We start from the raw sequence: 25179 nt of genomic DNA, 5'->3' as shown, positions 1-25179 counted from the left end.
ATCTCCTGGGGCTGGTCTCATTGTGGCGCCCCGCGGCGGCACATTCAATTGCGAACAATTAAATGTGAGCCTCGGCAATTTCGATTGCGCACAATCCAATTGTCTGCAATAAACACCGCACCCATCGAAACCCAGGGAGACCACAATGTCCGTGAACGTCCTCTACAAGACCAGCGCCAAGGCCACCGGCGGCCGCGACGGCCATGCTGCAACCCTCGACGGCGCGCTCGACGTCAAGCTGACCACGCCGAAGGAGCTCGGCGGCGGCGGCGGCGCCGGCAACAATCCCGAGCAGCTGTTCGCGGCCGGCTATGCCGCCTGCTTCATCGGCGCGATGAAGTTCGTGGCCTCGCAGGGCGGCCCGAAGGTTCCGAATGACGCCTCCGTCACCTCGACCGTCGGCATCGGCCCGCGCTCCGAAGGCGGCTTCGGCCTCGATATCGACCTCGCGGTCTCGCTGCCGGGCCTCGCCCGCGCCGAGGCCGAAGCGCTGGTCGCGAAGGCGCACCAGGTGTGCCCCTATTCCAACGCCACCCGCGGCAATGTCGACGTTCGCCTGACGGTCGTCTGATCGAACGGCGGATTGGCTGGCCCGGGATCCCCCTCGGGCCGGCCGCTTCCGTTAGAATCCGCATTTGCCACGCCGCGGGATTGACGCAACGGCGGGCGCATGCGGCCCTACGCCGGGAGCCATTGCTGCTCCCTGCAAACCTCGCTAGGCCTGTGATCAAACGTCGATACAGGGGAAGCGAAGGCATGAGTTCTGAAGCCGCCACAGGTGCCATGAGCGGACTGCGCGTCATCGATCTCACGCGCGTGCTCGGCGGCCCGTATTGCACCCAGATCCTCGCCGACCATGGCGCCGACGTGATCAAGGTCGAGCCGCCCGCCGGCGACGAGGTGCGTGAATGGGGCCCTCCCTTCCACGAGGAGGACGCGGCCTATTTCGTCGGCATCAACCGCAACAAGCGCTCGATCGGCCTCGACCTCGCCTCCGAGGGCGGCCGCGTCGTGCTGCTCAAGATGCTGGAGACCGCCGACGTCCTGATCGAGAATTTCAAGCCGGGCACGCTGGAGAAATGGGGCATCGGCAACGACGTCCTCAGCAAGAAATTCCCGCGCCTCGTGCATTGCCGGATCTGCGGCTTCGGTGCCGACGGTCCGCGCGGCGGCAATCCCGGCTACGACGCCATTATCCAGGCCATGACCGGCATGATCGCCGCGACCGGCTCGCCCGAGAGCGGGCCGATGCGGATCGGCGTGCCCTTGGTCGACATCACCACCGGACTCTATGCGGCGATCGGCATCCTGATGGCGCTATCGGAGCGGCAGCGTTCGGGCCAGGGCCAGTTCCTGGAGACGACGCTGTACGAGACGGGCCTTGCCATCATGCATCCGCACACCGCGAATTATTTCATGCATGGCAAGCCGCCGTCGCTCACCGGCAACGAGCACCCCAACCTCGTGCCTTACGCGATCTTCCCGACGAAGACCGACAACATCTTCATCGGCGTCGGCAATGACGGCACCTTCCGCAAGCTCTGCAAGGAGATCGGCAAGCCGGAGCTCGGCACCGATCCGCGCTTTGCCCGCAACAAGGACCGCATCGCCAATCGCGAGGCGTTGCGCGTCGAGCTCGCCGCCGTGTTCAGCCAGCACGAAGCCGAGCCGCTGTGCAATCGCCTGCTCGCCGCGGGCCTGCCCGCAGGGCCCGTGCAGAAGATCGACCAGGCGCTGACCAACCCGCACACGATCGCGCGCGGCGATATCATCGAGAAGGACTGGTACAAGGGCGTCGCCTCGCCGATCCGGCTCGATCGCTCAAAGCCGAGCCTGCGCCGGCTGCCGCCGAAATTCAGCCAGCACGCCGCGGAAGTGCTCGGCGAGTTCGGCTACTCCAAGGCCGAGATCGACGCGATGGTCGAAAACGGCACGGTCTGCGGCCCCGAGCGCAAGCGCTGAGATAAGACCGGGATCGAGCGTCGCCGCAGGTGCGCTCCCTCCCCCGCTTGCGGGGGAGGGCTGGGGAGAGGGTGCCTCCGCGACGGGACAATCCCCCAGAGGATAGACCCTCACCCGCGCCTTCGGCGCGACCTCTCCCGCAGGCGGGAGAGGTGTTCGAGCCCGCGGCTGGTCGCCAAGCTCACATCAACCGATGCCGCACTGCGGCGCGACCACTCGCGTGCAGCGCGGCGTCTTCGCCTATTTGACGGCTTCCCTTCTCCAGCGCTTGCCGCTTTCGTATCGGCCGCTTACACAGTCATGTGAACGTCATATGGCGCTGCTAGCGCAAGCGCCTCTTCATTGACGGGCAAGGGAGGTTTTCTTGATGGCTCTTCGACACTTTGGCGCAGCTGCCGCATTTGCACTCACGATTGGCATGACGGCGTCGCCGGCTTTGGCCGTGACTGAAATCCAGTGGTGGCACGCGATGACCGGCGCCAACAACGACGTCATCGTCAAGCTCGCGAGCGACTTCAACGCCTCGCAGACCGACTACAAGGTGGTCCCGACCTACAAGGGCAACTACCCCGATACGATGAATGCGGGCATCGCGGCGTTCCGCGCCGGCAACGCCCCGCACATCATGCAGGTGTTCGAAGTCGGCACCGCGACCATGATGGCCGCGACCGGCGCCGTGAAACCCGTCTACAAGCTGATGGCCGACGCCGGCGAGAAGTTCGATCCGAAGAACTATCTGTCCGCGATCACGGGCTATTACTCGACGTCGAAGGGCGAGATGCTGTCGTTCCCCTTCAACTCGTCGTCGACCGTCATGTGGGTCAACCTCGACGAGCTGAAGAAGGCCAATGTCGAGATCCCGAAGACCTGGCCCGAAGTGTTCGCCGCGGCCAAGAAGCTGCATGACAACGGTCATGCGACCTGCGGCTTCTCCAACTCGTGGGTGACATGGGTCAATCTCGAGCAGCTTTCGGCCTGGCACAACGTGCCGCTCTCGACCAAGGCCAACGGCCTCGACGGCTTCGACACCGTGCTCACGTTCAACGGCCCGCTCCAGGTCAAGCACCTCGAGAAGCTGGTCGAGCTGCAGAAGGACAAGACCTACGACTACGCCGGCCGCACCAACACCGGCGAAGGCCGCTTCACCTCCGGCGAATGCCCGCTCTACCTGACCTCGTCGGCGTTCTTCGGCAACGTCAAGGCGCAGGCCAAGTTCAACTTCACCGCGGTGCCGATGCCGTATTATCCTGACGTCAAGGACGCGCCGCAGAACTCGATCATCGGCGGCGCCTCGCTCTGGGTGATGGGCGGCAAGTCCGCCGACGAATACAAGGGCGTGGCGAAGTTCCTGTCCTTCCTCTCCGACACCGATCGCCAGGTCTACATCCACAAGGCCTCGGGCTATCTGCCGATCACCAAGGCGGCTTACGAGAAGGCCAAGGCCGAGGGCTTCTACAAGGATCAACCCTATCTCGAGACCCCGCTGCTCGAGCTGACCAACAAGGAGCCGACCGAGAATTCGCGCGGCCTGCGCCTCGGCAACATGGTCCAGCTCCGCGACGTCTGGTCGGAGGAGATCGAGCAGGCGCTCGCCGGCAAGAAGACCGCCAAGCAGGCGCTGGACGCAGCGGTCGAGCGCGGCAACACCATGCTGCGCCAGTTCGAAAAGACCGCCGTCAAGTAAGGCGATCGGCGGCAGGCCGGTGAACCCGGCCTGCCGCTCCGGGGCATCATGCAAAAGCAAGCCATTTTCCAATCGAAGCTGTTGCCGTACGCGCTGGTTGCGCCGCAGCTCGCGATCGTCCTGATTTTCTTCTATTGGCCGGCCCTGCAGGCCGTGATCCAGTCCTTCCTGCTGCAGGACGCCTTCGGTCTGTCGACCACCTTCGTCTGGTTCGAGAATTACGTCGAGCTGTTCAGCGATCCCGCTTATTTCGAGGCGATCCTGCGCACCTTCTTCTTCTCGTTCGCGATCGCGGTCTCGTCGCTGTCCTTTGCACTGCTGCTCGCTGTGATGGCGGACAAGCCGTTGCGCGGCGTGATGCTCTACCGCACGCTCTTGATCTGGCCTTATGCGGTGGCGCCGCCCGTGGTCGGCGTGCTCTGGATCTTCATGCTGCACCCCTCGCTCGGCGTGCTCTCGCGATATCTGCGCGGCCTCGGCATCGACTGGAATCCGCTGCTCGACGGTGATCAGGCCGCAGCGTTGATCATCCTCGCCGCCGCCTGGAAGCAGATCTCCTACAACTTCCTGTTCTTCCTCGCCGGCCTGCAGAGCATTCCGCGCAGCGTGCTCGAGGCCGCCGCGATCGACGGCGCCCGCCCGATGCGAAGATTCTGGACCGTGACCTTCCCGCTGCTGTCGCCGACCATCTTCTTCCTGCTGGTCGTCAACATCGTCTACGCCTTCTTCGACACCTTCGGCATCATCGACACCATGACCCGCGGCGGCCCCGGCAAGTCGACGGAGACGCTGGTCTACAAGGTCTATTCCGACGGCCTGCTCGGCGGCAATCTCGGCAGCTCGGCGGCGCAATCGGTGGTCCTGATGGTCATGGTCATCGTACTCACCGGAATCCAGTTCCGCTTCGTCGAACGCAAGGTGACGTACTGATGGTGGAGGAAGAGGGCTTTCGGCGCTACGTCGCCCACATCATCCTCTGGATCGGGATCGCGATCGTCGCGTTCCCGGTCTACATCGCGATCATCGCCTCGACGCAGGAGAACGCGCTGATCGCGAACGGGCAGATGTCGCTGCTGCCCGGCGGTCATTTCCTCCAGACCTATTACCAGACCATCTTCGTCGGCACGAGCGGCTCGACCCGCGAGCCGGTCGGCAACATGATGCTGAACTCGCTGGTGATGGCGCTGATGATCGCGGTCGGCAAGATCGCGATCTCGATCATCTCGGCCTATGCGATCGTGTATTTCCGCTTTCCGTTCCGCATGCCGATCTTCTGGCTGATCTTCATCACCCTGATGCTGCCGGTCGAGGTCCGCATCTATCCGACCTACAAGATCGTTGCCGACCTGCACATGCTCGACAGCTATGCGGGTCTCTCGCTGCCGCTGATCGCCTCGGCCACCGCGACGCTGCTGTTCCGCCAGTTCTTCATGACCGTGCCGGACGAGCTCCTGGAAGCCTCGCGCATCGACGGCGCAGGCCCCTTCCGCTTCTTCTGGGATACGCTGCTGCCGCTGTCGCGCACCAACATGGCGGCGCTGTTCGTCATCCTGTTCATCCTCGGCTGGAATCAATATCTCTGGCCGCTGCTGATCACGACGCGCGACGACATGCAGACCATCCAGATCGGTATCCGCAAGATGATCACCACCACCGACGCGCTGACCGAATGGCCGATCGTGATGGCCACCGCCGTGCTGGCGATGCTGCCGCCGGTGTTCGTCGTCATCGTGATGCAGAAATTGTTCGTGCGCGGTCTGGTCGAGACGGAAAAGTGAAAATGGCGAATAGCGAGTGGCGAGCAGCGAATGGGGTCGCTGCGTCCGCCTTACGTATTAAACCTTCCCCATTCGCCACTCCCTATTCGCTACTCGCCGGAAAATCCCATGGCTAACGTCACCCTGCGCAACGTCCGCAAGACCTATCCCGGCGGCTTCGAGGCCATCAAGGGCGTCGACGTCGATGTCGGCGACGGACAGTTCTGCGTGCTGGTTGGCCCCTCCGGCTGCGGCAAGTCGACCTTGCTGCGCATGGTCGCGGGCCTCGAGACCGTCACCGGCGGCGAGATCGACATCGGCGGGCGCATCGTCAACGGAATCGAGCCCGCCGATCGCGACATCGCGATGGTGTTCCAGAACTACGCGCTCTATCCGCATATGAGCGTGTACAACAACATGGCCTATGGCCTGCGCAACCGCGGCATGGCGGAGGCCGAGATCAGGACCCGCGTCGACGAAGCCGCGCGCATCCTCGAGCTGACATCGATGCTGGAGCGCAAGCCGCGCCAGCTCTCGGGCGGCCAGCGCCAGCGCGTCGCCATGGGCCGCGCCATCGTGCGCCAGCCGAAGGTGTTCCTGTTCGACGAGCCGCTGTCGAACCTCGACGCCAAGCTGCGCATCGCGATGCGGGTCGAGATCCGCAAATTGCAGCGCCGGCTCAACACCACGTCGATCTACGTCACCCACGACCAGCTCGAAGCCATGACGCTCGCCGACATTCTGGTCGTGATGAACGGCGGCCAGGTCGAGCAGGTCGGCAATCCCCTTGCGATCTACGAGAAGCCGGCGACCACCTTCGTCGCCTCCTTCATCGGCGCACCGCCGATGAACCTGATGTCGACGCGGCCCGAGGAGATCCGCTCGCAGCTCGCCGGCAGCGCGGCGGCCGACGCCGGCATCCTCGGTATCCGCCCCGAAGACTTCGTCATCACCGACCAGACCCCGGCCGGCGGCGTCGCCTTGCCGCTGACCGTGGAAGCGATCGAGCGCGTCGGCGCCGAAACCTTCGTCTACGGCTGCCGCGAGCAGGAAGAGCAGCACGTCGCCGCCACCCCCGGCGAGCTGCCGCCCGGCGAGATCATCGTCCGCATTCCCGGAACCGAGGCCCCCGCCATCGGCGCGAAAATCCGGGTCGCGGCGGTGCGCAACAAGCTGCATTTGTTCAGCGGCGACGGGCGCAAGCGGCTTGAGGCCTGACCGGTCCCGAAGGGCCGGATAACAGAAACCGCGAAAACAACCCCATGCACAGTAGGAGGGGGCTTGTTTTCATTGGGATAAATCGCACGGCGTTTTCGTCATGCCCGGCCATGACGATCCAGACGCGCCTGGTGCGGTTGGTGGCCGCGTTGCGGCTGAATCGCGCATCCACAGCTTCCCGGCTACCTGCTTGAACCCACACGGGAACATGCCCATATTGCTGATCAAGGGGCGCCTCTTGCGGGCCCCGACACACCAAAGTCGCTTCTGCGAGGACTTTGTAAACTATGTCTCGTGTTCCCACGTTATCCAGTCCGTTCCTTCTGGGCTTCGACGAGATTGAGCGCGTGCTCGATCGCGTCGTCAAAGGCGCCGACGGCTACCCTCCCTACAATATCGAGAGGTGCGACCGATCGGACGGCCAACCCGAGCGCTTGCGCATCACGCTGGCGGTCGCCGGATTTACGCGCGACCAACTCGATGTAACCATTGAGGAAAACCAGCTCGTGATCCGCGGGCGGCAGCAGGACGACAAGTCCCGGCAATACATCCATCGCGGCATCGCCGCGCGCCACTTCCAGCGCACCTTCGTGCTGGCGGAGGGGATGCTGGTGCTGGGTGCGGATCTGAAGAACGGGCTGTTGTCGATCGATCTGGCCCGGCCTGAACCGGAAAGGATCGTTAAGACAATCGCTATCAATGAGCACGAATAATGGAACGAGTAGCGGACTCGACCGCTTAGTGTTCCAGAGGAGTCGAGACCATGAGTGAAGGTCACGTTGCGTTCGAATACGAAGCCAAGAATGTCTCCCCGGAGACGCTGGCAACCCTCGGCGAAGGCCATATCGCCTATGTGAAGCAGATCCGCTCGGAAGACGTGCCGGGCCTGTTTCCCGAAGCGCCGAAAATCGCGCCGGGCCTCAAGCTCTTCGCGCTCCATGCCGCCGACGGCACACCGATCATGCTGACCGACAGCCGCGAAGCCGCCGTCGCCAACGCCTGGAGCAACGAGCTGCAAGCCGTCAGCGTGCACTGAGCGCACGCACGTCGCACGGATAGGGTTTCAAGCGGGCATGCCTTCGCACGAAGGCGTGCCCGTTTGCATTTGGAGGTGATGTTTTCGCATCACCATCGCCAGCCAAAGGGAATTCGGCGATGTCGCCGCCCGCGTGCGGGGGCGGCCTTGGCTCTTGCGTGCAGGAGACCGTCATCAATCTCGTGATTTGACATTTCGTTCGTGTTTGTCAAATCTGACAAAATGCAGGCCAAGGCCCCTCCCCAGGACCGGATCCTCGACGCCGCCATGCGCGTGTTCCGGCGCCACGGCTTCCGCCGCTCCTCGATCGAGCAGGCGGCGGCGGAAGCCGGACTGACGCGGCAGGCGCTCTATCATCACTTCGCCTCCAAGGAGGCGCTGTTTCGCGCCGTGCTCGAGCGGCTCTACGAGCAGGGGCTCGCTGCCGAAATCGCGGCAGCGAAGGCTGCGGAAGAAGCGGGCCTCGAGCTTGCCGACATCCTGGTCGCCGAGATCGGTGCGCGAATGCAGTCGCTGCTCGCTTCGCTCAAGGACTCCCCCCATACCGAGGAGCTGTTTTCCGAGCACCTCGCGCAGGCGCGCGACCTCTATCAGAGCTATTCCAACCGTTTCGCCGACGAGATCGCAACCACGATCGCGCGGGTGTGCCGCAAGCGAAAGCTCACGCTCGAAAGCGGCGTCAGCGTTCGCGAGCTCGCGCGCTGCGTCGAGATGGCGATCCACGGCACCAAATCCGCTTTCCCTTCCATGCAGCCGGTCGAGGCGTTCCTGAAACAGCTCGAGACCATGCTGCGCATGCTGATCGCCGGCGCGATGGCGCCGTCTGCAAAGAAGTCCCTACGCAAAACGGGAGTTCGAAAATGACCACCACGACCATCAATGGACGGCCTCTGATGCTACCCGACGATCCGGATGCGCTCCTGATCGACGTGATCCGCGATGGCGGCCTCACCGGCACCAAACTCGTCTGCGGCTCCGGCGTCTGCGGCGCCTGCACCGTGCTGCTCGACGGCACGCCCGTCGTGAGCTGCCTGTTGCCGGCACAGGCGGCCGCCGACAAATCGCTGACGACCATCGAGGGCGTCGGAGCAGCCGGATTGCATCCGGTGCAGAAGGCGTTCATGGCGCACGACGCCCTGCAATGCGGCTTCTGCACGCCGGGCTTTGTCGTCGAAGCCACCGCCTTCCATGACAGCTGGCGCGCGACCAAGGGCGCGGCGACACCCTCGCGCGAGGAGATTGCCGCCGCGCTATCGGGACATCTCTGCCGCTGCGGCGCCTATGAAGGCATCTATCGCGCCGTCGCCGACGCATGCTCGGGCAGATTCGACGGCAACGATCCCATCGCGCCGCGGCTGGAAGCCCGCGACAAGGTGACGGGACTGGCCCGCTACACGGTCGACATCCACCATGACGGCCAGCTCGAAGGCGTCATCCTGCGCGCGCACCTCGCGCATGCGAGGATCACCGGGCTTGATCTGGCGCCGGCGCGCGCCATTGCCGGTGTTGCAGCGGTCGTTCCGCTGCTCGACGATGACAACATGGTCCGCTTCGTCGGTGCGCCGATTGCAGCCGTTGCGGCCAAGGATCGCCGCACCGCACTGAAGGCGATCGCCGCGATCGGCTTCAAGCCCGAACCTTTGCCCGCCGTGATCGGGCTCGAAGCAGCGCGACGCGACGATGCGCCCGTCGTGTTCGAAAAGAAGGACCGCAAGCGTGCCGGCAACGTGTCCGAGGGCGCCGGCGGCGCTCCGGTGTCGTGGAAGGGCAATGTGCGCGGGCCTTCGGCACCGTTCTCGCAGAAGGCCAGGCAGGCCAAGAGCTGGCTTGACGAAGCGCGCCAGCAACGCAATCCGCTACTTGTCGAGGAGACCTTTCGCGTCTCGACGCAACAGCACGCAAGCCTCGAACCACATGCCGCCGTGGCCAGGTTCGATGGCGACCAGCTCACCGTGCATATCTCGACCCAGGCCATTCACGAGAGCATGGAGAAGATCGCCAAGCGTTATGGCCTTCCGCACGACAAGGTACGTGTGATCGCCGACCATGTCGGCGGCGGGTTCGGCTCCAAGGGCAGCGTTGGGCTGGAGACCATCGCCGCGATCGAGCTTGCGCGCGCCGCGAAGGCGCCAGTGCGCGTCACCTTCGATCGTGAAGAGGAGCTTTCCGTCACCGGCTATCGTCCGGCCGCCGAGCTGAAGCTGTCCTTGCTGCCTTCGGCGGAAGGCCGCCTCAAGGCGCTGTCGCTCACCGCCCATGCCGATACCGGCGCCGCCGTGAACTCGCTGATCGCCGGCCTGGCGCGGCTGATCTATCCGGCCGAAGCAAAGGAACTCGTCGACTTCGACGTGCTCAGCAATTTGCCGCCCGGCGCGCCGTTCCGCGGCCCCGGCGGTCCGCCGATGTCGTTTGCGCTGGAGCAGGCGGTCGACGAAGCGGCGCTGCGCATGAAGGTCGATCCGATTCACCTGCGCAAGCTCTGGGACCCAGATCCCAACCGCCAGCGATTGTACGACTGGGCTGCCGGGCTCGACGTCTGGAAGAACCGCAAGCCGGCAGTCTCGCAGACTGGCCGCTACCGGCGCGGCGTCGGCGTCGCCACCGGCTACTGGCTCTATCTCTGGCAGACCGGCTCCTCGGTCGAACTCGCGATCAAGGGCGGCCGCATCGTCGCAAGCTGCGCGGTACAGGATATCGGCACGGGCACGCGCAGCGTGATCGCGAACACCGTCGCGAAGGCGTTCGATCTCGAGCCGCAGGACGTGGAAGTTCGCATCGGCCGCTCCAACCTGCCGCCCGGACCGGGCTCCGGCGGCAGCCGCGTCACCGCCTCGGTGGTGCCGCCGACCTTGCTCGCCATCGACAAGCTGAAAGCGGAAATCAGGCGCACCGCGTCTCGCACACCTGCTCCGGGCTCGAACGCGCCGTGGCGCGAGATGATCGCGGCTTCTCCCGACATCGCCGTGTCGGCGAGACGCCAGGAGGACGGCAAACCGCCGCGCGGCGTCAGGCCCGCGCTGCACGAGGCGGGCATCATGGGCCGGGTGTTCGGTTGGGTGCTGCGTCTGATGAACCACATGGTGGTCGGCGCCGGAGTGCCGAGCTCGGTGCAGGTGATGGAAGTCGAGGTCGATACCTGGCTCGGCCATGTGCGCGTGCTCAACGCCTATACGGGCCTCGCGATCGGCAAGCTCGCCGCGCCGGCGCTGGCGCGAAGCCAGGCCGCGGGCGCGGTGATCCAGGGCATCGGCTACGCACTCTATGAGTCGCGGGAGACCGATCCTTTGAGCGGCCACATCCTGAGCGGCAGCATGGAGGATTATCGCATTCCGGGGATTGGGGACATGCCAAGATTGGAAGTGCATTTCGACGAGGCCGGTTTCGAGCATGTGCCGGGCGGCAGCGTCGGCATCGGCGAAGTCGCCACCGTGCCGACCTCGCCCGCGATCGCCAACGCCATCCGCGATGCGATCGGCGTGAGACTGACCGAAATTCCGTTCCGGCCCGATCGTCTGATGGCCGCGCTGAAAGGGAGGGATGCAGCATGAGTGTCGCCGTCACGACCGCAAATCCCACGCCTGAATTCCGCGCCGGAGGCACCGACTTCAGCGAACGCCGCCGCAGCGGCGTGTCGCAGGGAACGCCGATCGATATTTCGGCCACCGGCGACAAGACGATCTCCTGGAACGCCGACGGAGCAGCCCGGATCGGCGCGCTGACCACCATCGCCACGATCGCGACGGATCCGCGCATCGCCGCTGCCTATCCCGGCATTGCGGCGAGTGCGCAAGGGCTCGCCACGCCACAGGTGCGCCACGTTGCAACGCTCGGCGGCAATCTCGCGCAGCGTTCACGCTGCTGGTATTTCCGCCGGGCCGACATCGATTGCCTGAAGAAAGGTGGCAGCACCTGCCCTGCCCGGTCTGGCAATCATCTCTATGGCGTTGCCTTCGATCTCGGCGACTGCGTCGCGCCGCATCCCTCGACCATGGCGGCGGCGCTGCTCGCCTATGATGCGACCATCACCACGGACCGGCGCAGCGGATTGACGATTGCCGGCCTGCTCGGCGACGGCTCGGTCGCGCACGCCGATCATACACTCGCAGCAGGCGAGATGATCAAAAGCATCGCGCTTCCTGCTCCGATTGAGGGCGAGCGCGCTTCCTACAAGCGGGCGATCAGCCGGACCTATGCGGAATGGCCGCTGGTGGAACTCTGCGCCCGCACCGTGATCGCCGACGGCAAGTTCCAGCTCGTGCGTCTCGCTGCAGGCGGCGTCGCGCCCGTGCCGCTTCGCCTCACCGCCGCGGAAGTCGCGCTCGGTGGCAAGATTGTCAATGCGGCATCGATCGCAGAAGCGGCGAAAGCGGCGACCTTGGGCGCCCAACCATTGCCGATGACGGCCTACAAGCTCGATCTCCTGCAAGGGCTGATGCGCGACGTGCTGGAGCGGCTTTCGGATTAGCCGGTCGCGCACGCCGCGAAGCCGCTGCAGCCAAGGCCTGGAGCAATGAGCGATAAGCGTGCGCTGAGCACGCGCTTCGCAGGAAGCAATTCGATCGGGCATGACTTCGCAGGAAGGCGTGCCCGTTTTCGTTGTGAGCGGCTTCGAAAAGTTCGTCGTCATGCCCGGGCTTGCCCGTGCATGACGACGCTGAGAGTTCAACGCCTCAACAGAGAGTCTCGATCGTCACGGTGTGAGGCGGTGGAGTCGACTTTACGCCGCGGTCGCCGGCGGCAGCGCCAGCACCGAGTAGATCGCCTGGGCGTCGCGCGAGGCGCGGAGCTTCTTGGCGATGTCCTGGTCGCGGAGCAGGCGGGCGATGCGCGCGAGGGCCTTGAGGTGATCGGCGCCGGCGCCTTCGGGGGCCAGCAGCAGGAAGACCAGATCGACCGGCTGGCCGTCCATGGCCTCGAAATCGATCGGACGGTCGAGCCGCGCGAACAGGCCAAAGATCTTTTCGAGCTTGGGCAGCTTGCCGTGCGGAATGGCGACGCCATAGCCGACCGCGGTGGTGCCGAGCTTCTCACGCTGCAGCAGCACCTCGAACACGGAGCGCTCGTTCTGCCCGGTCAGCTCGGCGGCCCTGGCCGCGAGCTCCTGCAAGGCCTGCTTCTTGCTGTTGACCTTCAATGCCGGGAGAATCGCCTCGGGTGCGACCAGATCGGTAATCGGCATGGAGGCTTTCCGAGGTGAATTAAACCGTCAGGTTCCGATTTGGCCCGCTTGATAGACCAAGCTGGGCCGGCGTCAATAACATGAAGCAGGAGGTGGACTTAGCCCAATCCAGATGTGGGGGGCTTCTACTCCAACGCAATCCCGGTGCCAACTCCCGCGTGCGGCTTTGCCACGGTCATTGTTAAGGGCCGGGATCGTACGGCCCCCCCCCGCCCGGCCTAACCGCCCGCCTTGCCGTCCGCCTTGGCCCCCGGCGGATCGATCCAGCCGACATTGCCGTCCGCCCGGCGGTAAATGATGTTCACCCGGCCCGAAGAGCCATGCTGGAATACCAGGCAAGGTGCGCCGCTGAGGTCGAGTTCCATGACCGCCTCGCTGACCGAAAGCTGTTTCAACGACGTGGTTTGCTCCGCAATGATCACGGGGCTGTAGCCGGTGACGTCCTCTTCGCCCTCTCCGGGCGCCTCGAGCACGTAAGCCGTCGCGTCGAGCGCCGCCAGCGCTTCGGAGGCGACATGGGCCTTGCGGGCGGAGCGGTCCTTGAGCCGGTTCTTGTAGCGGCGCAGCCGCTTCTCGATCATCACCAGCGCCTGGTCGGCGCTGGCATAGGCATCCGGCGCGTTCGAATCGGCCTCCAGCGTGATCCCCGAATCGAGGTGCAGGGCGCAATCGGTGCGGAAGCCGAAGCCATCCTTGCTGAGCGTGATGTGGCCGGAATAATTGCCGTCGAAATATTTGCGCAGCACCTCGTCGGTGCGATCGGCAACGCGGCCCCGCAGGGCCTCCCCGACGCTGATGCTCTTGCCCGAAATCCGAAGAGTCATGGATGCCTCGCTTGGTTTGCTCATCAGCTGCGACGACATCATCGCAGCTGAAGTCGTTCCCTGCGCGTGATCTCCCCACGAGCACTTTCCGAGTTGATGGGGAGGGGAAACCGCTGTGCACTTTTCCGGATCATGCGCGTGCCTGGATCGGTTGCAAAGGGGAGCCGAGAGTAGCGCGATTTCGCGCCAGCGCAATCAGGCCGGTTCGGGATTGCGCGAGCGATCGGACAAGGCGGTGGAGAGGACGTTACCAAGGGCGCTCTGCTTGTCGCGGCGGCGTTGCACCGAGGAAGGAATGCGCATGGCTTCGCGGTATTTCGCGACCGTGCGGCGGGCAATATCAATGCCCGAGGCGCGCAAGCGTTCCACGATGGTGTCGTCCGACAGGATCGCGCTGGGCTCTTCCGAATCGATCAGCTGCTTGATGTGGTGACGCACGGCTTCGGCGGAATGCGCCTCGCCGCCGTCGGCCGAGGCGATCGAGGCCGTGAAGAAATATTTCAGCTCGAACGTGCCGCGATTGGTCGCCATGTACTTGTTGGCGGTGACGCGCGACACCGTGGATTCATGCATCTGAATGGCGTCGGCGACGGCCTTCAGATTCAGCGGGCGCAGATGCGCCACGCCGTGGGTGAAGAAGCCGTCCTGCTGGCGCACGATCTCGGTTGCAACTTTCAGGATGGTGCGGGCGCGCTGGTCGAGCGCGCGCACCAGCCAGGTCGCGTTCTGCAGCGCGTCGGTGAAATAGGACTTGTCGCCGTCCTTGCCGACCTTCTTCGACAGCTCGGAATAATAGGTCTGGTTGACCAGCACGCGCGGCAAGGTGTCGCTGTTGAGCTCGACATGCCAGCCGCCGTCGGGACCCGGACGGACATAGACGTCGGGTACCATGGTCTGCAAACGCGCCGAGCCGAACTTCATGCCCGGCTTGGGATTGAGGCGGCGGATCTCGCCGATCATGTCGGCGATGTCCTCGTCGTCGACGCCACAGATCTTGCGCAAGGCCACGATGTCGCGCTTGGCGAGCAGATCGAGATGCTCGACGAGAGCCTGCATCGCGGGGTCGTAGCGGTCGAGCTCGCGGAGCTGGATCGCGAGGCATTCGCTCAAGGAGCGCGCGCAGATGCCGGGGGGATCGAATTTCTGCAGCACCGCGAGGACGCCCTCGACGTCGGCTTGCGATGCGCCAAGACGCTCGGCGGCCTGGCCGAGATCGGGCGGCAGATAGCCGGCCTCGTCGACGAGGTCGATCAGGTACTGGCCGATCATGCGCTGCGCAGGCGCGGTGAAGGCCACCGAGAGCTGCTCGGCAAGATGGTCCGAGAGCGTCAACTCCGCGGCCACGAAGGCCTCGAGATTGTAGTCCTCGTCGCCGGAGGCGCCGCCGCCCCATTCGGTGTAGGTGGTCGGCGCGGCGTCCTGGGCGTTGCGCGCGGCCGCCTCGGCCGGCTCCTCGGAGAAGACGTTGTCCAGGCCCGTGTCCAGGGTCTGCTCGATCTCGGCGCGGGTGCCGAGATCCTTGCTCATCCATTCGTCCTGGCCCGGCTCGAAGCCGTCCGCGCTGCCGCCAAAGCCATCGTCACCCTGGCCTTCGCCCTGGCCACCGGCCTCGTCGCCATGGCCGTACGGGCCGGCATCAGTGGGGGTCTCGCCCGCGGGGGCCTCGTCATTGGCCCGTTCCAGCAGAGGGTTCCGCTCAAGCTCCTCTTCCACGAACGTCGTGAGATCGAGATTGGACAATTGCAGCAGCTTGATCGCCTGCATCAGCTGCGGCGTCATCACCAGCGACTGCGATTGCCGGAACTCTAATCTCTGCGTGAGCGCCATGAAGCAAGAACCGTTCCCAAAAAATTGGTCCGATTTTTGCTTATCTTAGTCCAAGCCCGATGTACATGTCTTGACGAAACGCAAAAACGGGCTAGAGGCGGAATTCCTCGCCAAGGTAAAGGCGGCGCACGTCCGGATCGGCGACGATCTCATCCGGGCTCCCCTCGGTCAGGATTTCCCCGGCATAGACGATATAGGCGCGATCGGTGAGGCCGAGCGTCTCGCGCACATTGTGGTCGGTGATCAGCACGCCGATGCCGCGATTGGTGAGATGGCGGACGAGGTCCTGGATGTCGCCGACGGCGATCGGGTCGATGCCGGCGAAGGGCTCGTCGAGCAGCATGTAGTTCGGCCGCGTCGCCAGCGCACGCGCGATCTCGACGCGGCGGCGCTCGCCGCCCGACAGTGCGATCGACGGCGATTTGCGCAGCCGCGTGATGTTGAATTCGTCGAGCAGGGAGTCGAGCTGCTGCTCGCGCTTCTTGCGCGAGGGCTCGACCACTTCGAGCACGGCGCGGATATTCTGCTCGACGGTGAGGCCGCGGAAGATCGAGGCTTCCTGCGGCAGATAGCCGATGCCGAGCCGCGCGCGCTGATACATCGGCAGTCTGGTGACGTCGTGGCCGTCGAGCTCGATCGCGCCGCGATCGGCCTTGATCAGGCCGGTGATCATGTAGAACACGGTGGTCTTGCCGGCGCCGTTCGGGCCGAGAAGGCCGACCGCTTCGCCGCGGCGCACATAGATGCTGACGCCGCGTACCACCTGCCGGCTGCCGAAGGCCTTTTCCACGCTATGCACAGCCAGGAAACCCGGCCGCTTCAGGAGCTGAGGTCCGCCGGTGCCATTGGACTTGCCGGCAGCCCTGACGGGGTGAACCGGCTGCGGACGCGGCTCGGGTTGATAATCGTGCTGGTAGTCGCCTTGATAGTCGCCCTGGAACTGGCCGGGCGCATGCATCGCCTGGTCACGGGCGATCGGCGGCGCGTCGCGGATCGGGCTGGTCACGAGCCCGCCGACACCGTCACCGAGCGTGGTGATGTCCTGACGGGCAAATCCTGGCCGGCCGCGCTTGGCGGGGCGCCGACGGAACATGCTGAAGAGATCGACCATCCCCGCCTTCCAGCCTTTCGCGACGATCCTGCGCGAATTCGCGCGATCTGCCGCAGCGGCCTTCGATTCGCCGATGCAGCATGAGTGAAGGGATGTCTCATGCCCAGTGAAACACGCCCGAAAAGCGGCGAACCCCGCTTCGAAGCCTTGTGCGCTAGATACAGTCTCGCCGGCCAAGCTTCAACCTCGGTTCGGCCGCATCCGAACCAAGCCGTTGAATTATTTCGGTTTACTTGCACCGGGCAATTGCAGAGGCGGCGCCCCGCCGGTCTTGCCGCCCTGGCTCCCCTGGCCGCAATCGCTGCCGCCGCCCTGCGGCAGCAGGGCCTGAACCCGGCCATTGTCGGATTCCACCCGCGACACGCCTGTCGTCATGTCGACCATCAAGCGGTCGCCGCGCAGCACGTTCTTGCACTGCGTCAGAACCACCTGGCCGGAGCCGCCGAGCATGGTGATGAGATTGGTCTTGGTGTCGAACACGGCGGTATCGCCTGTGACCACCTGGTCCTTCTGGGTGACCACGACATTGCCGCGCGCCTCCAGCCGCTTGATCGAGGAGCTGCCGCCCGGACCCGGCTGCGCCGACTGCATCGGCGCGGATTTGGCGCCTTTTGCGGGTGCGGGCTGCGGCGTGGCGGGCTTGTCGCCGCCGGATTCGTAGAACACCACCAGCGTCTTCGAGGTCATGGTGGTGTCGCCCTGGATGACCTTCACGTTGCCGGCGAAGGTCGCCTCCTTCTTCTTGTCGCGCATCTCGAGCGAGGCGGCCTCGATCTGGATCGGCTGGTCGCGGTTCTGCGAAAAGCCCTGCATCGCGTTGGGCACGCCCTGCATCGCGCTCTGCGCGATGGCCGCGCTACCCGCGACCAGCGCGATGCCGACCGCAAATGCAGCCGCGCTGATGATGGCGCACCGCTTGTCGTCGCTGCGCGAAAAGATCCCGGTCATCAAAATCATCTTGTGTTGGCAGACTTGTTCTGAGGCGTACGTGTCTTTGCCGGCGGCGCGGGCTCGACCGGCGCAGGCTGTGCGGCGGCAGGGTCGTCCAGCTTGTCCAGATGCATCACCACATTGCCTTCGAAACGGATGACGTCGCCGCCTTCCGTAATTCGCAAGCGATCGGCGGTCAGCGTGCCGTTGGTCAGCTTGACGTCGACACGCTCGTCCGAGGAGACCGTGCCCTTGTTCATGTCGACGAAGGCGGAGTTCAGCCGCGCCTCGTAGCCGGTGGAGGTGCGCAGGAAGATGTCCTTGTGCAGGTCGAGCTGCTGCTGCTTGTTGTCGAAGCGGCCGGTGCGGGCATCGAGGAACAGGGTGGATTGATCCTCCATCAGCACTTTCGCGCGCAGGTCGTTGAGATCGACATGATCGGGATCGGTGATGTCCTGCGTCGCGGTCTTGGCCCAGAGCTCGTAGGGCCGCCGATCCGGCGTGAAGCCGGACAGATGCGGCGATTCCATCGTGATCTTGGTGCCCGACACCACCATGTTTTCGACCGTGAGCGGCAGCTCCGGAATCCTGAACTTGTTGAAGAACGCGATGTAGATAATCACGGCCATGGCCACGACCACTGTCGCGGGGACCCCGACCCGCAGAATCCGCACCAGACGGCTGTGGCGCGCCGCGCTGGCAAACTTCGCCGCGAGCGCGGCGTCGTAGGTGGGATTGTGGGCCGAATTCACCTGAGCTCCTGAGGTGTCGCTCGCCAAGCCGGGTCGAGGGCGCCCCCATTGTACCCGCCGCCGCCGCAATATGCAGCCTTGGACGTATGCCTGGACGTGTCAGGCTTGGACGTACCAGGCTTGGACAGGCCGCAGGAAAGTGTCCGAAACGGGGCGCAAACCCGACTCTATCTGGCGGTCGAGGGCTCAGGAATGCGCGAAAATGTCCTCTTCCGCCCAGCCCTGGAGGTCGAGCAGGGCCCGGGTCGGCAGGAAGTCGAAACAGGTCCTGGCCAGCTGCGCGCGGCCTTCCCGGACCAGCATGGCATCCAGCCGTTCGCGCAAGGCATGCAGGTGCAGCACGTCGGAGGCGGCGTAGGCGAGCTGCGGCTCGGTGAGGCTGTCCGAACCCCAGTCGCTGGATTGCTGCTGCTTGGAGAGGTCGACATTGAGCACCTCGCGCACGAGGTCTTTCAGGCCGTGGCGGTCGGTGTAGGTACGGGTCAGGCGCGAGGCAATCTTGGTGCAGTAAATCGGCCCGGTCATGACGCCGAAGGTCTGGTACAGCACCGCGACGTCGAACCGCGCGAAGTGGAAGATCTTGGTGATGGCGGGATTGGCCAGCAGCGCCTTCAGGTTCGGCGCGTCGGTGTGACCCTTGGGGATCTGCACCACGTCGGCGCTGCCGTCGCCGGGCGAGAGCTGCACCACGCAGAGCCGGTCGCGGTGCGGATTCAGCCCCATGGTCTCGGTGTCGATGGCCACCGCATTGGTGTAGCGCGTGAGGTCGGGCAGGTCGCCGCGGTGCAGGCGTACGGTCATGGCGTTTCAAAGCCTCGGGTCGAATCGGTTGCGTCGGCACAATAGCTAATTCGGATCGCCCGCGATGTAGCCATTGCCGGCGGGCCGCGCAAGCACGCGGTTCGGTCAGATCGCCGCCGACATGATGCAGACCATCGCCGCGACCGTGATGCGGCTGGCGCCCGCGCAAACCCCTCAGGGCGTCTTCTTCTGCGCGGGCGTGGCCGGCCTCACGGGCGTCACCTGGGCTTGCGGCTGTGCCGATGCAGCTTCCGGCGTCGCGATCGCGATCGCGAACAGGCGCCATTGCCCTGCTACGATCTGAAACGTCAGATCGAACTGGATCTGCTGCGGCCGGGTTGGAATGTAACCTGCGAGGCGCAGCATTCCGCGCTGGTCGAGCGCGGGCGCTTCGCTGAATTGCGGCGCCAGCAATGCCGCAGCATAGAGATCGAAATTGCGGCGCCGCAGGTCGAGAAAATTCAGCCCGAGATCTGCGGCGGTGTTGCGCGCCTGGAAGTCGGGCGCCGCAAGATCGCGCAGCACCGTGTAATTGCCCGTGCGGTTAGCATCATTGAGCGTGAGCAGCGTCGAGCGGATCAGATAGAGCGCCTTCTCCAACGTGACGGGCAGCGACGGCTGCGCCGGGGCCGGCTCGGGCGTCTTTTGCTGCGCCATCGCCCCGCTGCCACAGGACAGCAGCAACGCCAGTGCAATCACGGCTCGCACAATCAATCGCATGGCACGGCCCTTTGCATGAAGTGGCCTGCTGCCTTCACCAGCCGACGCGCATGCCGACGCGGCCGCCCAAGCCGCCGCCATTCGTGCCATAGGTCAGCCCGCCACTGGCCTGCACGTGCTCGCTGACGCGCAGCGCCGCACTCATCGAGAGCGCATTGGTGTTCTGAAACGTGCCCCAGTTCATGCTCATCGCCATCTTCTCGGACGGCATCAGCCAGGGCGAGCCGGACATCGCGAAGGCCATCGCGACACCGTTGACCGCCTTGCCGGTCCTGCCGTCGAGGTCGTTGAGCCGGGCATTGATGCCTGCGAGCTGGCTGTTGATGCCTGCGATATCCGCGGGGCTCGCAAACCCGAGCGCGCTGAGCGAGGTGGATGCGAGATTGCCGGCCGCGTCGGTGGTGACGAGCTGCACGGGTCCGGACTGCGCGGCTGTGCTCGCGGCCGAGGTGACGCCTGACATCGTGTAGGTATTGCTCGCCGTCCCGTAAACCTGCTGGTTCGCGCGCGTCGCGGTGGCGCCATTGCCAATCGCGGCCGAGTTCGCGAAAGTTGCCGATGTGCCATTACCGAAGGCCGACGAATTCGCGCCGGTGGCGTTGGCGCCGTTGCCCACGGCAGTGTTTGCCACACCGTTTCCGCTCGCATTAGCGCCGTTTCCGATGGCGGTGTTGAAGCTGCCGGTGCCGCTGGCATCAGATTGCGCACCGTTCGCGACGTTCCCAGAATTGGTGCCATGGGCATGCGCCAGATAGCCGGTCGCCGTGTTGAAGCTGTTGGTGCCAAGCGCGACGGCGGCGTTGCCGGTGGCGACGTTGTTGCTTCCGGACCCGCTCGCGTTGGTATTCAGGCCGGTCGCGATATTGTAGCTGTTGTCGCCGGTCGCGTTGGAGTTGACGCCGGTCGCAATGTTGCTGCTGCCGTTGCCGAAGGCGTTGGCGTTGGTCCCCGTCGCGGTGTTGGCGCTGGCGTCCCCGTAAGCCCTGGCGACAAACCCGGTCGCAAGATTTCTGCTGTTGTTGCCGGAGGCATTGGAACTGCGCCCTGTCGCAACGTTCCTGCTGTTGTCTCCGTTGGCCAGGGCGGTGAGCCCGGACGCAAGATTGCCGCTGTTGTTGCCGCTGGCGTTGGCGCCGGCGCCGGCCGCGATATTGGTACTGTTGTCACCGCTGGCTTGCGCGTTGTTTCCGGACGCCATGTTTTTGCTGCCTTCACCGCTGGCAATGGCTCCCGCTCCGGTCGCGCTGTTGAAACTGTTGTTGCCGCTGGCGTTGGCATTGTTTCCCGTGGCCCCATTGGAGCTGCTATCGCCGCTGGCGTTAGCGCCGGCCCCGACCGCGGAGTTGTTGCTGCCGTTGCCGGCAGCGGAAGCGGAGGGCCCGCAGGCAAAATTGCCCCCTGAGCCGGCCGCACTGGCGCCTTGATCGGACAAGGCACCATCCACGCAGATGAACTGGGCCCGGGCTTGCGGCGCGCCGGCGCAGGCCGCGATCACGGCAAGCAGCGCCGTTGCGAGACAGGCGGCGATTCGCGCGCGCAACGAAATCATCATGTTGGTCCCCACCCCGTCCTCCAACCTTGCGACCGGCAAGTGGCGCAGGAGGATCGAAGACCGCCGTCACTTCCAGCCCCAGGCCGCCACCGCGTCAAACGATTGACGCTTGCGCGGCACGGCGACACTCAAAGCATGCAGTCCATCGCTTTGGAAGACGCCGGATGCGCGAGGGACCGCGCGGCATTGCGTCCTCCCATATTCATGGGGTGCGGGGCCGGCGCCCGGCTTCTCAGCCCGCGCACGCCTTTCGCGAAGCCACCGGACGGTTGGTCGGATCGCGGGCTGTTGCACGGATCCCACAACCCGGCGCGTGCTTCGGATTCCGTCAGGAATGAGGGCCGTGCGCCCGTGAAAATCATGCGGGCCCACCCCATCTTCCGCTTTCTCTCCCCGCCACCCGACGAAATCGAGATCCATGACCGAACAGACGCTCGCTGCGCCTATCGAGGCCCCATCGGAACGCCCGCGCGGCTTCTCGCGCTATCAGGCGTTTCTCATCGCGCTGCTCGCGTTCACGCAGTTCACCATCATCCTCGACTTCATCATCATGTCGCCGCTCGGCGCCATCCTGATGCCAGCGCTCGACATCACGGCTACCCAGTTCGGGGTCGCGGTGTCGGCCTACGCGTTCAGTGCCGGCATTTCGGGCGTGCTGGCCGCCGGCTTTGCCGATCGCTTCGATCGCAAGCGCCTGCTGTTGTTCTTCTATGTCGGCTTCACGCTCGGCACCGCGCTGTGCGCGGCTGCGCCGAACTACCATGTGCTACTGCTCGGCCGGGTTGTGACCGGATTGTTCGGCGGCGTGATCGGCGCGGTCGTGCTCGCCATCATCACCGACCTGTTCCCGCTGCACATGCGCGGCCGCGCGATGGGGACCATCCAGACGGCGTTCGCGGCGAGCCAGGTGCTCGGCATTCCCGCCGGGCTGTTTCTCGCCAATCGCTGGAGCTGGCATGTCTGCTTCATCGCGATCGTCGTGGTGTCGGTCGCTGCGATCGCCATCATCGCCTTCGCCATGAAGCCGGTCGATGCGCATCTGAAGCTGAAGCAGGACAGAAACCACCCGTTCCACCATCTGATCGCGACCCTCGCGCAGCCACGCTATACGCTGGCCTTCGCGGTCACGACGCTGCTGGCGACCGGCGGATACATGCTGATGCCGTTCTCCAGCGCCTTCACCGTGAACAATCTCGGCATCGACATCACGCATCTGCCGACGATCTATCTCGTCTCCGGCCTGTTCAGCATCGTCACGGGGCCGCTGGTCGGCCGCGCCAGCGACGCGTTCGGCAAATACCCGACCTTCGTGTTCGGCAGCGCGGTGTCCGTGATCATGGTGCTGATCTACACCCATCTCGGCCACGTCACGCTCGCGACCGCGATCCTCGTCAACGTGCTGATGTTCGTCGGCATCTTCTCGCGCATGATCCCGTCGCAGGCGCTGATGTCGGCGATCCCCGATCACGACCAGCGCGGCTCGTTCAGCGCGATCAGCGCCTCGCTGCAGCAGCTCTCCGGCGGCCTCGGCTCGGTGCTCGCCGGCGCGATCATCGCGCAGGCGCCCGACGGCGCGCTGCTGCATTTCGACCAGATCGGCTACGTCGTCGTCGCCACGACGATCATCACGCTGGTGATGATGTACTTCGTGCAGAAGGCGGTGGCGGAGCGGGCGGGGAAAAGGGTGGTGTGAGGGGAGAGCGGACGGAGCTGGCCGAGGCTTGATGCAATGACCGTCCAATAATAGTTATTAGAGGGCATATTGGTGGAGCAAATCGGCATGGCCGTCAGCGCAGACCTTGGCGAAGCCCTTGAAAATTTTGTGAAAAAGCTGGTTGCATCGGGCCGGTACCACTCCAAGAGCGAGGTATTGCGGGAGGGCGTGCGGCTGATTCAGGAGCGTGAAGCTCGTCTGGCCGCTTTGGACGCTGCGATCGCACGCGGGATTGAGGATGCCGATGCGGGGCGGGTCAAATCGAGTTCCGAGGTGTTTGACCGGCTGGAAGCGAGATTGACCACCAAGGCCGACCGCAAGTGATCGTCGTCATTACCGCCGAAGCGGAGGCCGACATCGAGGAGATCGCGTCATACGTCGCCGAGCAGAGTCCGCAGAGCGCACTCAAGCTGATCCGCGGGCTGCGCGAGAAGTGCGAGTCCCTCGCTGACGCGCCGCGCGGCTATCCCTTGGTCCCGCGCTACGAAGACAAAGGCGTTCGCCGGCGACCGTTCGGGAGCTTTTTGATTTTCTATCGTGTCGGCATCGATGCGATCCACATCCTCCACGGCGCACGAGACTACGAGCCTCTGCTCTTCCCGGAGGATTAGATTTCAGGATCGACCGCAATGTGCCGCTCGCACACGCCATAAAATGGTGCCCAGGAAAGGATTGGCTGGCCGAGCCAGTATCCTATTGTGAAACTTAGCGTTTTTCAACTCTCGAATCAAGTTGTTACACAGGCTCGTGTCTCACGCGTCGAGCCGTCCGCGCTGATAGCTGTGGCTTCACTTAGTCCCAGCCGATTTTCTGTTCCGTTTTTGCCTATTCCGGACCATGAATCGCGGGGGTTGTCCTTCTGATTCTATCAACCGGAGATTCCCTTCATGGGCATTTTCATCGTGGCTTACGATTTAAAGACACCGGGCAAGAATTATTCTGAACTGATCCGGGCCATTGAAAGTGTCCCGTGCTGTCATGCTCAAGGCTCCGTCTGGTTCGTGGAGCATGAGGGGCCTCCTTCAGTCATCCGAGATATTTTGGCGAACCACATAGATGCCAACGACATTCTGTTCGTTGACGCCGTTAGTTCCACTTGGGCCGGGCAGCATATGCCGGCCTGCGGCCAGTGGCTCAACAGTCGCGGACGGTAAACACAAAGCGACACGCTGCAGTTCTGGCTTAGTGGTCATCGACCATGCATCTCTGCTTCATTGACGAAAGTGGCACCCCTAGAAAGCCAAAGGGCGCGTGGCCGAAGTATTTCGTCATGGCCTCTTTGATCGTGCCGGAGGAACGTTGGCACGCCATAGCGGCGAAACTACACGGCCTTAAAACAAGAAAGAAATATTGGGGCGAGCTTAAGTGGCGTTTTTTCGCACCGGGCAACGAAGACGACGACAACCCCATGAAAGGCTGGAAGCGAGAAGACAAAGATGCATTTCGGCTGGACATCTTTTCAATCATCACCTCCGACAAGTCTGTTCGGATTGTTGCCAGCGTTTGCGATTCTGAAGCCGCCTACAAGCTTGGGCCGATCAACGAACAACAAGATATCTACTTCGGCACCTACAAGGTCATCACCGAACGATTTCAATATTTCTTACAGGACGTGAGCCGAACGAGCGGGCATAGAACTCTCGGAATCATAGTGGCAGACCACCGGGGCAAAGGCGACGATGCGAGAATGAGAGACCAGCATCAGAGGCTCGTGGAGGATACCGCACAGTTCACGTCAAATTACGCGAACCTCATTGAAGGACTTTTTCTGACGCCTTCGCATATGTCGATTGGCATCCAAATGGTGGACATGGTCGCTGGTGCGATTTGGAGACGCTACGAAGCCAGCGATACAACTTGGTTTGATCTCATCAAGCCGTCTTTTCGATGCAGACCAAACGGAAAGATCGACGGCTTCGGCGTTTGCCGATTCCCCAGAAATGGCTGGAGCGGCCCGCTCGTGGAATAAGACGCCGGGTGAGGCCATAGCCTCAACGTGCAGGTTGACGCACTCCCGGCACGATGCTTTTAGCAATAAGTCATTGATTTTGCAATATTTATAATATCGAATCAAGTCAGAGTCTTAGGCTCTTCAAGGCCGTTCCTCCCATG

The 25179-nt window shown here is 64.1% G+C and carries 25 protein-coding genes; 16 read left to right on the top strand and 9 right to left on the bottom strand.

The genetic code is table 11. The features are described 5' to 3' along the window. The first annotated feature begins 145 nt into the window (after positions 1-145). From AC066S_RS12980 to AC066S_RS12930, 11 genes are all read left to right on the top strand, one after another. The gene (locus AC066S_RS12980; protein WP_135163608.1) at positions 146-571 is read left to right on the top strand and encodes an organic hydroperoxide resistance protein; all 426 of its coding nucleotides are present in this window, start codon (positions 146-148) and stop codon (positions 569-571) included. Between the two features lie 185 nt (positions 572-756). Continuing rightward, entirely contained in the window at positions 757-1962 is a 1206-nt protein-coding gene (locus tag AC066S_RS12975) for a CaiB/BaiF CoA transferase family protein (protein WP_478269868.1), read from the top strand. A gap of 367 nt (positions 1963-2329) precedes the next feature. Then, positions 2330-3646, top strand: coding sequence for a sn-glycerol-3-phosphate ABC transporter substrate-binding protein UgpB (gene ugpB / locus AC066S_RS12970; RefSeq protein WP_478269867.1), 1317 nt, complete (start codon positions 2330-2332; stop codon positions 3644-3646). 48 nt (positions 3647-3694) lie between these two features. Further along, positions 3695-4576, top strand: coding sequence for a sn-glycerol-3-phosphate ABC transporter permease UgpA (gene ugpA / locus AC066S_RS12965; RefSeq protein WP_126256959.1), 882 nt, complete (start codon positions 3695-3697; stop codon positions 4574-4576). After that, complete coding sequence (ugpE, locus tag AC066S_RS12960; RefSeq protein ID WP_478269866.1) at positions 4576-5424, top strand: sn-glycerol-3-phosphate ABC transporter permease UgpE; 849 nt, start codon at positions 4576-4578, stop codon at positions 5422-5424. The genes ugpA and ugpE overlap by 1 nt, the downstream gene beginning before the upstream one ends. A 108-nt stretch (positions 5425-5532) precedes the next feature. Beyond that, complete coding sequence (locus AC066S_RS12955; protein ID WP_126256957.1) at positions 5533-6621, top strand: sn-glycerol-3-phosphate import ATP-binding protein UgpC; 1089 nt, start codon at positions 5533-5535, stop codon at positions 6619-6621. Positions 6622-6908: 287 nt separating this feature from the next. Then, positions 6909-7334, top strand: a complete 426-nt coding sequence (locus AC066S_RS12950) for an Hsp20 family protein (protein WP_028133593.1) — start codon at positions 6909-6911, stop codon at positions 7332-7334. A gap of 50 nt (positions 7335-7384) precedes the next feature. After that, positions 7385-7657 carry a BQ00720 family protein gene (locus AC066S_RS12945; RefSeq protein WP_011083553.1) on the top strand — a complete coding sequence of 91 codons (273 nt, stop codon included), beginning with the start codon at positions 7385-7387 and terminating at the stop codon, positions 7655-7657. 201 nt (positions 7658-7858) lie between these two features. Then, positions 7859-8521 (top strand): TetR/AcrR family transcriptional regulator, encoded by a 663-nt coding sequence (locus AC066S_RS12940; protein ID WP_245481331.1) that lies wholly within the window; start codon positions 7859-7861, stop codon positions 8519-8521. Then, entirely contained in the window at positions 8518-11205 is a 2688-nt protein-coding gene (locus AC066S_RS12935; RefSeq protein ID WP_478269865.1) for a molybdopterin-dependent oxidoreductase, read from the top strand. Before AC066S_RS12940 ends, AC066S_RS12935 begins: the two co-directional genes overlap by 4 nt. Beyond that, entirely contained in the window at positions 11202-12122 is a 921-nt protein-coding gene (locus tag AC066S_RS12930; protein WP_478269864.1) for an FAD binding domain-containing protein, read from the top strand. Before AC066S_RS12935 ends, AC066S_RS12930 begins: the two co-directional genes overlap by 4 nt. Before the next feature lie 252 nt (positions 12123-12374). Here the strand turns inward: AC066S_RS12930 and ptsN are convergent, their stop codons facing one another. The 9 genes from ptsN to AC066S_RS12885 all read right to left on the bottom strand — a co-directional run bounded on the left by ptsN (position 12375) and on the right by AC066S_RS12885 (position 21296). Further along, positions 12375-12836, bottom strand: a complete 462-nt coding sequence (gene ptsN / locus AC066S_RS12925) for a PTS IIA-like nitrogen regulatory protein PtsN (RefSeq protein ID WP_014438750.1) — start codon at positions 12834-12836, stop codon at positions 12375-12377. Between the two features lie 218 nt (positions 12837-13054). After that, positions 13055-13660 carry a ribosome hibernation-promoting factor, HPF/YfiA family gene (gene hpf / locus AC066S_RS12920; RefSeq protein ID WP_135170076.1) on the bottom strand — a complete coding sequence of 202 codons (606 nt, stop codon included), beginning with the start codon at positions 13658-13660 and terminating at the stop codon, positions 13055-13057. A gap of 195 nt (positions 13661-13855) precedes the next feature. Beyond that, complete coding sequence (rpoN, locus tag AC066S_RS12915) at positions 13856-15487, bottom strand: RNA polymerase factor sigma-54 (protein WP_126256953.1); 1632 nt, start codon at positions 15485-15487, stop codon at positions 13856-13858. A gap of 91 nt (positions 15488-15578) precedes the next feature. Further along, positions 15579-16598, bottom strand: a complete 1020-nt coding sequence (lptB, locus tag AC066S_RS12910; protein WP_126256952.1) for an LPS export ABC transporter ATP-binding protein — start codon at positions 16596-16598, stop codon at positions 15579-15581. A gap of 219 nt (positions 16599-16817) precedes the next feature. Further along, on the bottom strand, positions 16818-17546 hold the full coding sequence (locus AC066S_RS12905; protein ID WP_478269863.1) for an LptA/OstA family protein: 729 nt from the start codon (positions 17544-17546) through the stop codon (positions 16818-16820). A 5-nt stretch (positions 17547-17551) separates the two neighbouring features. After that, positions 17552-18280 (bottom strand): LPS export ABC transporter periplasmic protein LptC, encoded by a 729-nt coding sequence (gene lptC / locus AC066S_RS12900; protein WP_126256950.1) that lies wholly within the window; start codon positions 18278-18280, stop codon positions 17552-17554. A gap of 186 nt (positions 18281-18466) precedes the next feature. Further along, complete coding sequence (locus tag AC066S_RS12895; protein WP_478269862.1) at positions 18467-19081, bottom strand: ribonuclease D; 615 nt, start codon at positions 19079-19081, stop codon at positions 18467-18469. Positions 19082-19255: 174 nt separating this feature from the next. Then, positions 19256-19801, bottom strand: coding sequence for a hypothetical protein (locus tag AC066S_RS12890; RefSeq protein ID WP_478269861.1), 546 nt, complete (start codon positions 19799-19801; stop codon positions 19256-19258). A gap of 34 nt (positions 19802-19835) precedes the next feature. Continuing rightward, entirely contained in the window at positions 19836-21296 is a 1461-nt protein-coding gene (locus AC066S_RS12885) for a beta strand repeat-containing protein (protein WP_245481328.1), read from the bottom strand. A gap of 475 nt (positions 21297-21771) precedes the next feature. On the opposite strand from AC066S_RS12885, the gene AC066S_RS12880 reads away from it, so the two are divergent. From AC066S_RS12880 to AC066S_RS12860, 5 genes are all read left to right on the top strand, one after another. Further along, positions 21772-23046: an MFS transporter gene (locus tag AC066S_RS12880; protein ID WP_478269860.1), complete on the top strand. Its 1275-nt coding sequence runs from the start codon at positions 21772-21774 to the stop codon at positions 23044-23046. An 87-nt stretch (positions 23047-23133) separates the two neighbouring features. Next, on the top strand, positions 23134-23391 hold the full coding sequence (locus AC066S_RS12875) for a type II toxin-antitoxin system ParD family antitoxin (protein WP_135170080.1): 258 nt from the start codon (positions 23134-23136) through the stop codon (positions 23389-23391). Further along, positions 23388-23678 carry a type II toxin-antitoxin system RelE/ParE family toxin gene (locus AC066S_RS12870; RefSeq protein WP_478269859.1) on the top strand — a complete coding sequence of 97 codons (291 nt, stop codon included), beginning with the start codon at positions 23388-23390 and terminating at the stop codon, positions 23676-23678. Before AC066S_RS12875 ends, AC066S_RS12870 begins: the two co-directional genes overlap by 4 nt. Positions 23679-23954: 276 nt before the next feature. Continuing rightward, the gene (locus tag AC066S_RS12865; RefSeq protein WP_478269858.1) at positions 23955-24221 is read left to right on the top strand and encodes a hypothetical protein; all 267 of its coding nucleotides are present in this window, start codon (positions 23955-23957) and stop codon (positions 24219-24221) included. A gap of 44 nt (positions 24222-24265) precedes the next feature. Further along, a complete protein-coding gene (locus AC066S_RS12860) occupies positions 24266-25036 on the top strand; it encodes a DUF3800 domain-containing protein (RefSeq protein WP_478269857.1) in 771 nt (256 codons plus the stop codon). Positions 25037-25179: the final 143 nt, after the last annotated feature.

The organism is Bradyrhizobium sp. CFUWI (assembly GCF_056429085.1).
The sequence above is the reverse complement of the archived record's forward strand: the minus strand, read 5'-3'. Positions and strand labels throughout refer to the sequence as shown.

Coding starts and splice junctions, on each gene's coding strand:
- AC066S_RS12980 (WP_135163608.1), top strand. CDS start 146: ATGTCCGTGAACGTCCTCTACAAGACCAGCGCCAAGGCCACCGGCGGC.
- AC066S_RS12975 (WP_478269868.1), top strand. CDS start 757: ATGAGTTCTGAAGCCGCCACAGGTGCCATGAGCGGACTGCGCGTCATC.
- ugpB (WP_478269867.1), top strand. CDS start 2,330: ATGGCTCTTCGACACTTTGGCGCAGCTGCCGCATTTGCACTCACGATT.
- ugpA (WP_126256959.1), top strand. CDS start 3,695: ATGCAAAAGCAAGCCATTTTCCAATCGAAGCTGTTGCCGTACGCGCTG.
- ugpE (WP_478269866.1), top strand. CDS start 4,576: ATGGTGGAGGAAGAGGGCTTTCGGCGCTACGTCGCCCACATCATCCTC.
- AC066S_RS12955 (WP_126256957.1), top strand. CDS start 5,533: ATGGCTAACGTCACCCTGCGCAACGTCCGCAAGACCTATCCCGGCGGC.
- AC066S_RS12950 (WP_028133593.1), top strand. CDS start 6,909: ATGTCTCGTGTTCCCACGTTATCCAGTCCGTTCCTTCTGGGCTTCGAC.
- AC066S_RS12945 (WP_011083553.1), top strand. CDS start 7,385: ATGAGTGAAGGTCACGTTGCGTTCGAATACGAAGCCAAGAATGTCTCC.
- AC066S_RS12935 (WP_478269865.1), top strand. CDS start 8,518: ATGACCACCACGACCATCAATGGACGGCCTCTGATGCTACCCGACGAT.
- AC066S_RS12930 (WP_478269864.1), top strand. CDS start 11,202: ATGAGTGTCGCCGTCACGACCGCAAATCCCACGCCTGAATTCCGCGCC.
- ptsN (WP_014438750.1), bottom strand. CDS start 12,836: ATGCCGATTACCGATCTGGTCGCACCCGAGGCGATTCTCCCGGCATTG.
- hpf (WP_135170076.1), bottom strand. CDS start 13,660: ATGACTCTTCGGATTTCGGGCAAGAGCATCAGCGTCGGGGAGGCCCTG.
- rpoN (WP_126256953.1), bottom strand. CDS start 15,487: ATGGCGCTCACGCAGAGATTAGAGTTCCGGCAATCGCAGTCGCTGGTG.
- lptB (WP_126256952.1), bottom strand. CDS start 16,598: ATGGTCGATCTCTTCAGCATGTTCCGTCGGCGCCCCGCCAAGCGCGGC.
- AC066S_RS12905 (WP_478269863.1), bottom strand. CDS start 17,546: ATGACCGGGATCTTTTCGCGCAGCGACGACAAGCGGTGCGCCATCATC.
- AC066S_RS12895 (WP_478269862.1), bottom strand. CDS start 19,081: ATGACCGTACGCCTGCACCGCGGCGACCTGCCCGACCTCACGCGCTAC.
- AC066S_RS12890 (WP_478269861.1), bottom strand. CDS start 19,801: ATGCGATTGATTGTGCGAGCCGTGATTGCACTGGCGTTGCTGCTGTCC.
- AC066S_RS12880 (WP_478269860.1), top strand. CDS start 21,772: ATGACCGAACAGACGCTCGCTGCGCCTATCGAGGCCCCATCGGAACGC.
- AC066S_RS12875 (WP_135170080.1), top strand. CDS start 23,134: ATGGCCGTCAGCGCAGACCTTGGCGAAGCCCTTGAAAATTTTGTGAAA.
- AC066S_RS12865 (WP_478269858.1), top strand. CDS start 23,955: ATGGGCATTTTCATCGTGGCTTACGATTTAAAGACACCGGGCAAGAAT.
- AC066S_RS12860 (WP_478269857.1), top strand. CDS start 24,266: ATGCATCTCTGCTTCATTGACGAAAGTGGCACCCCTAGAAAGCCAAAG.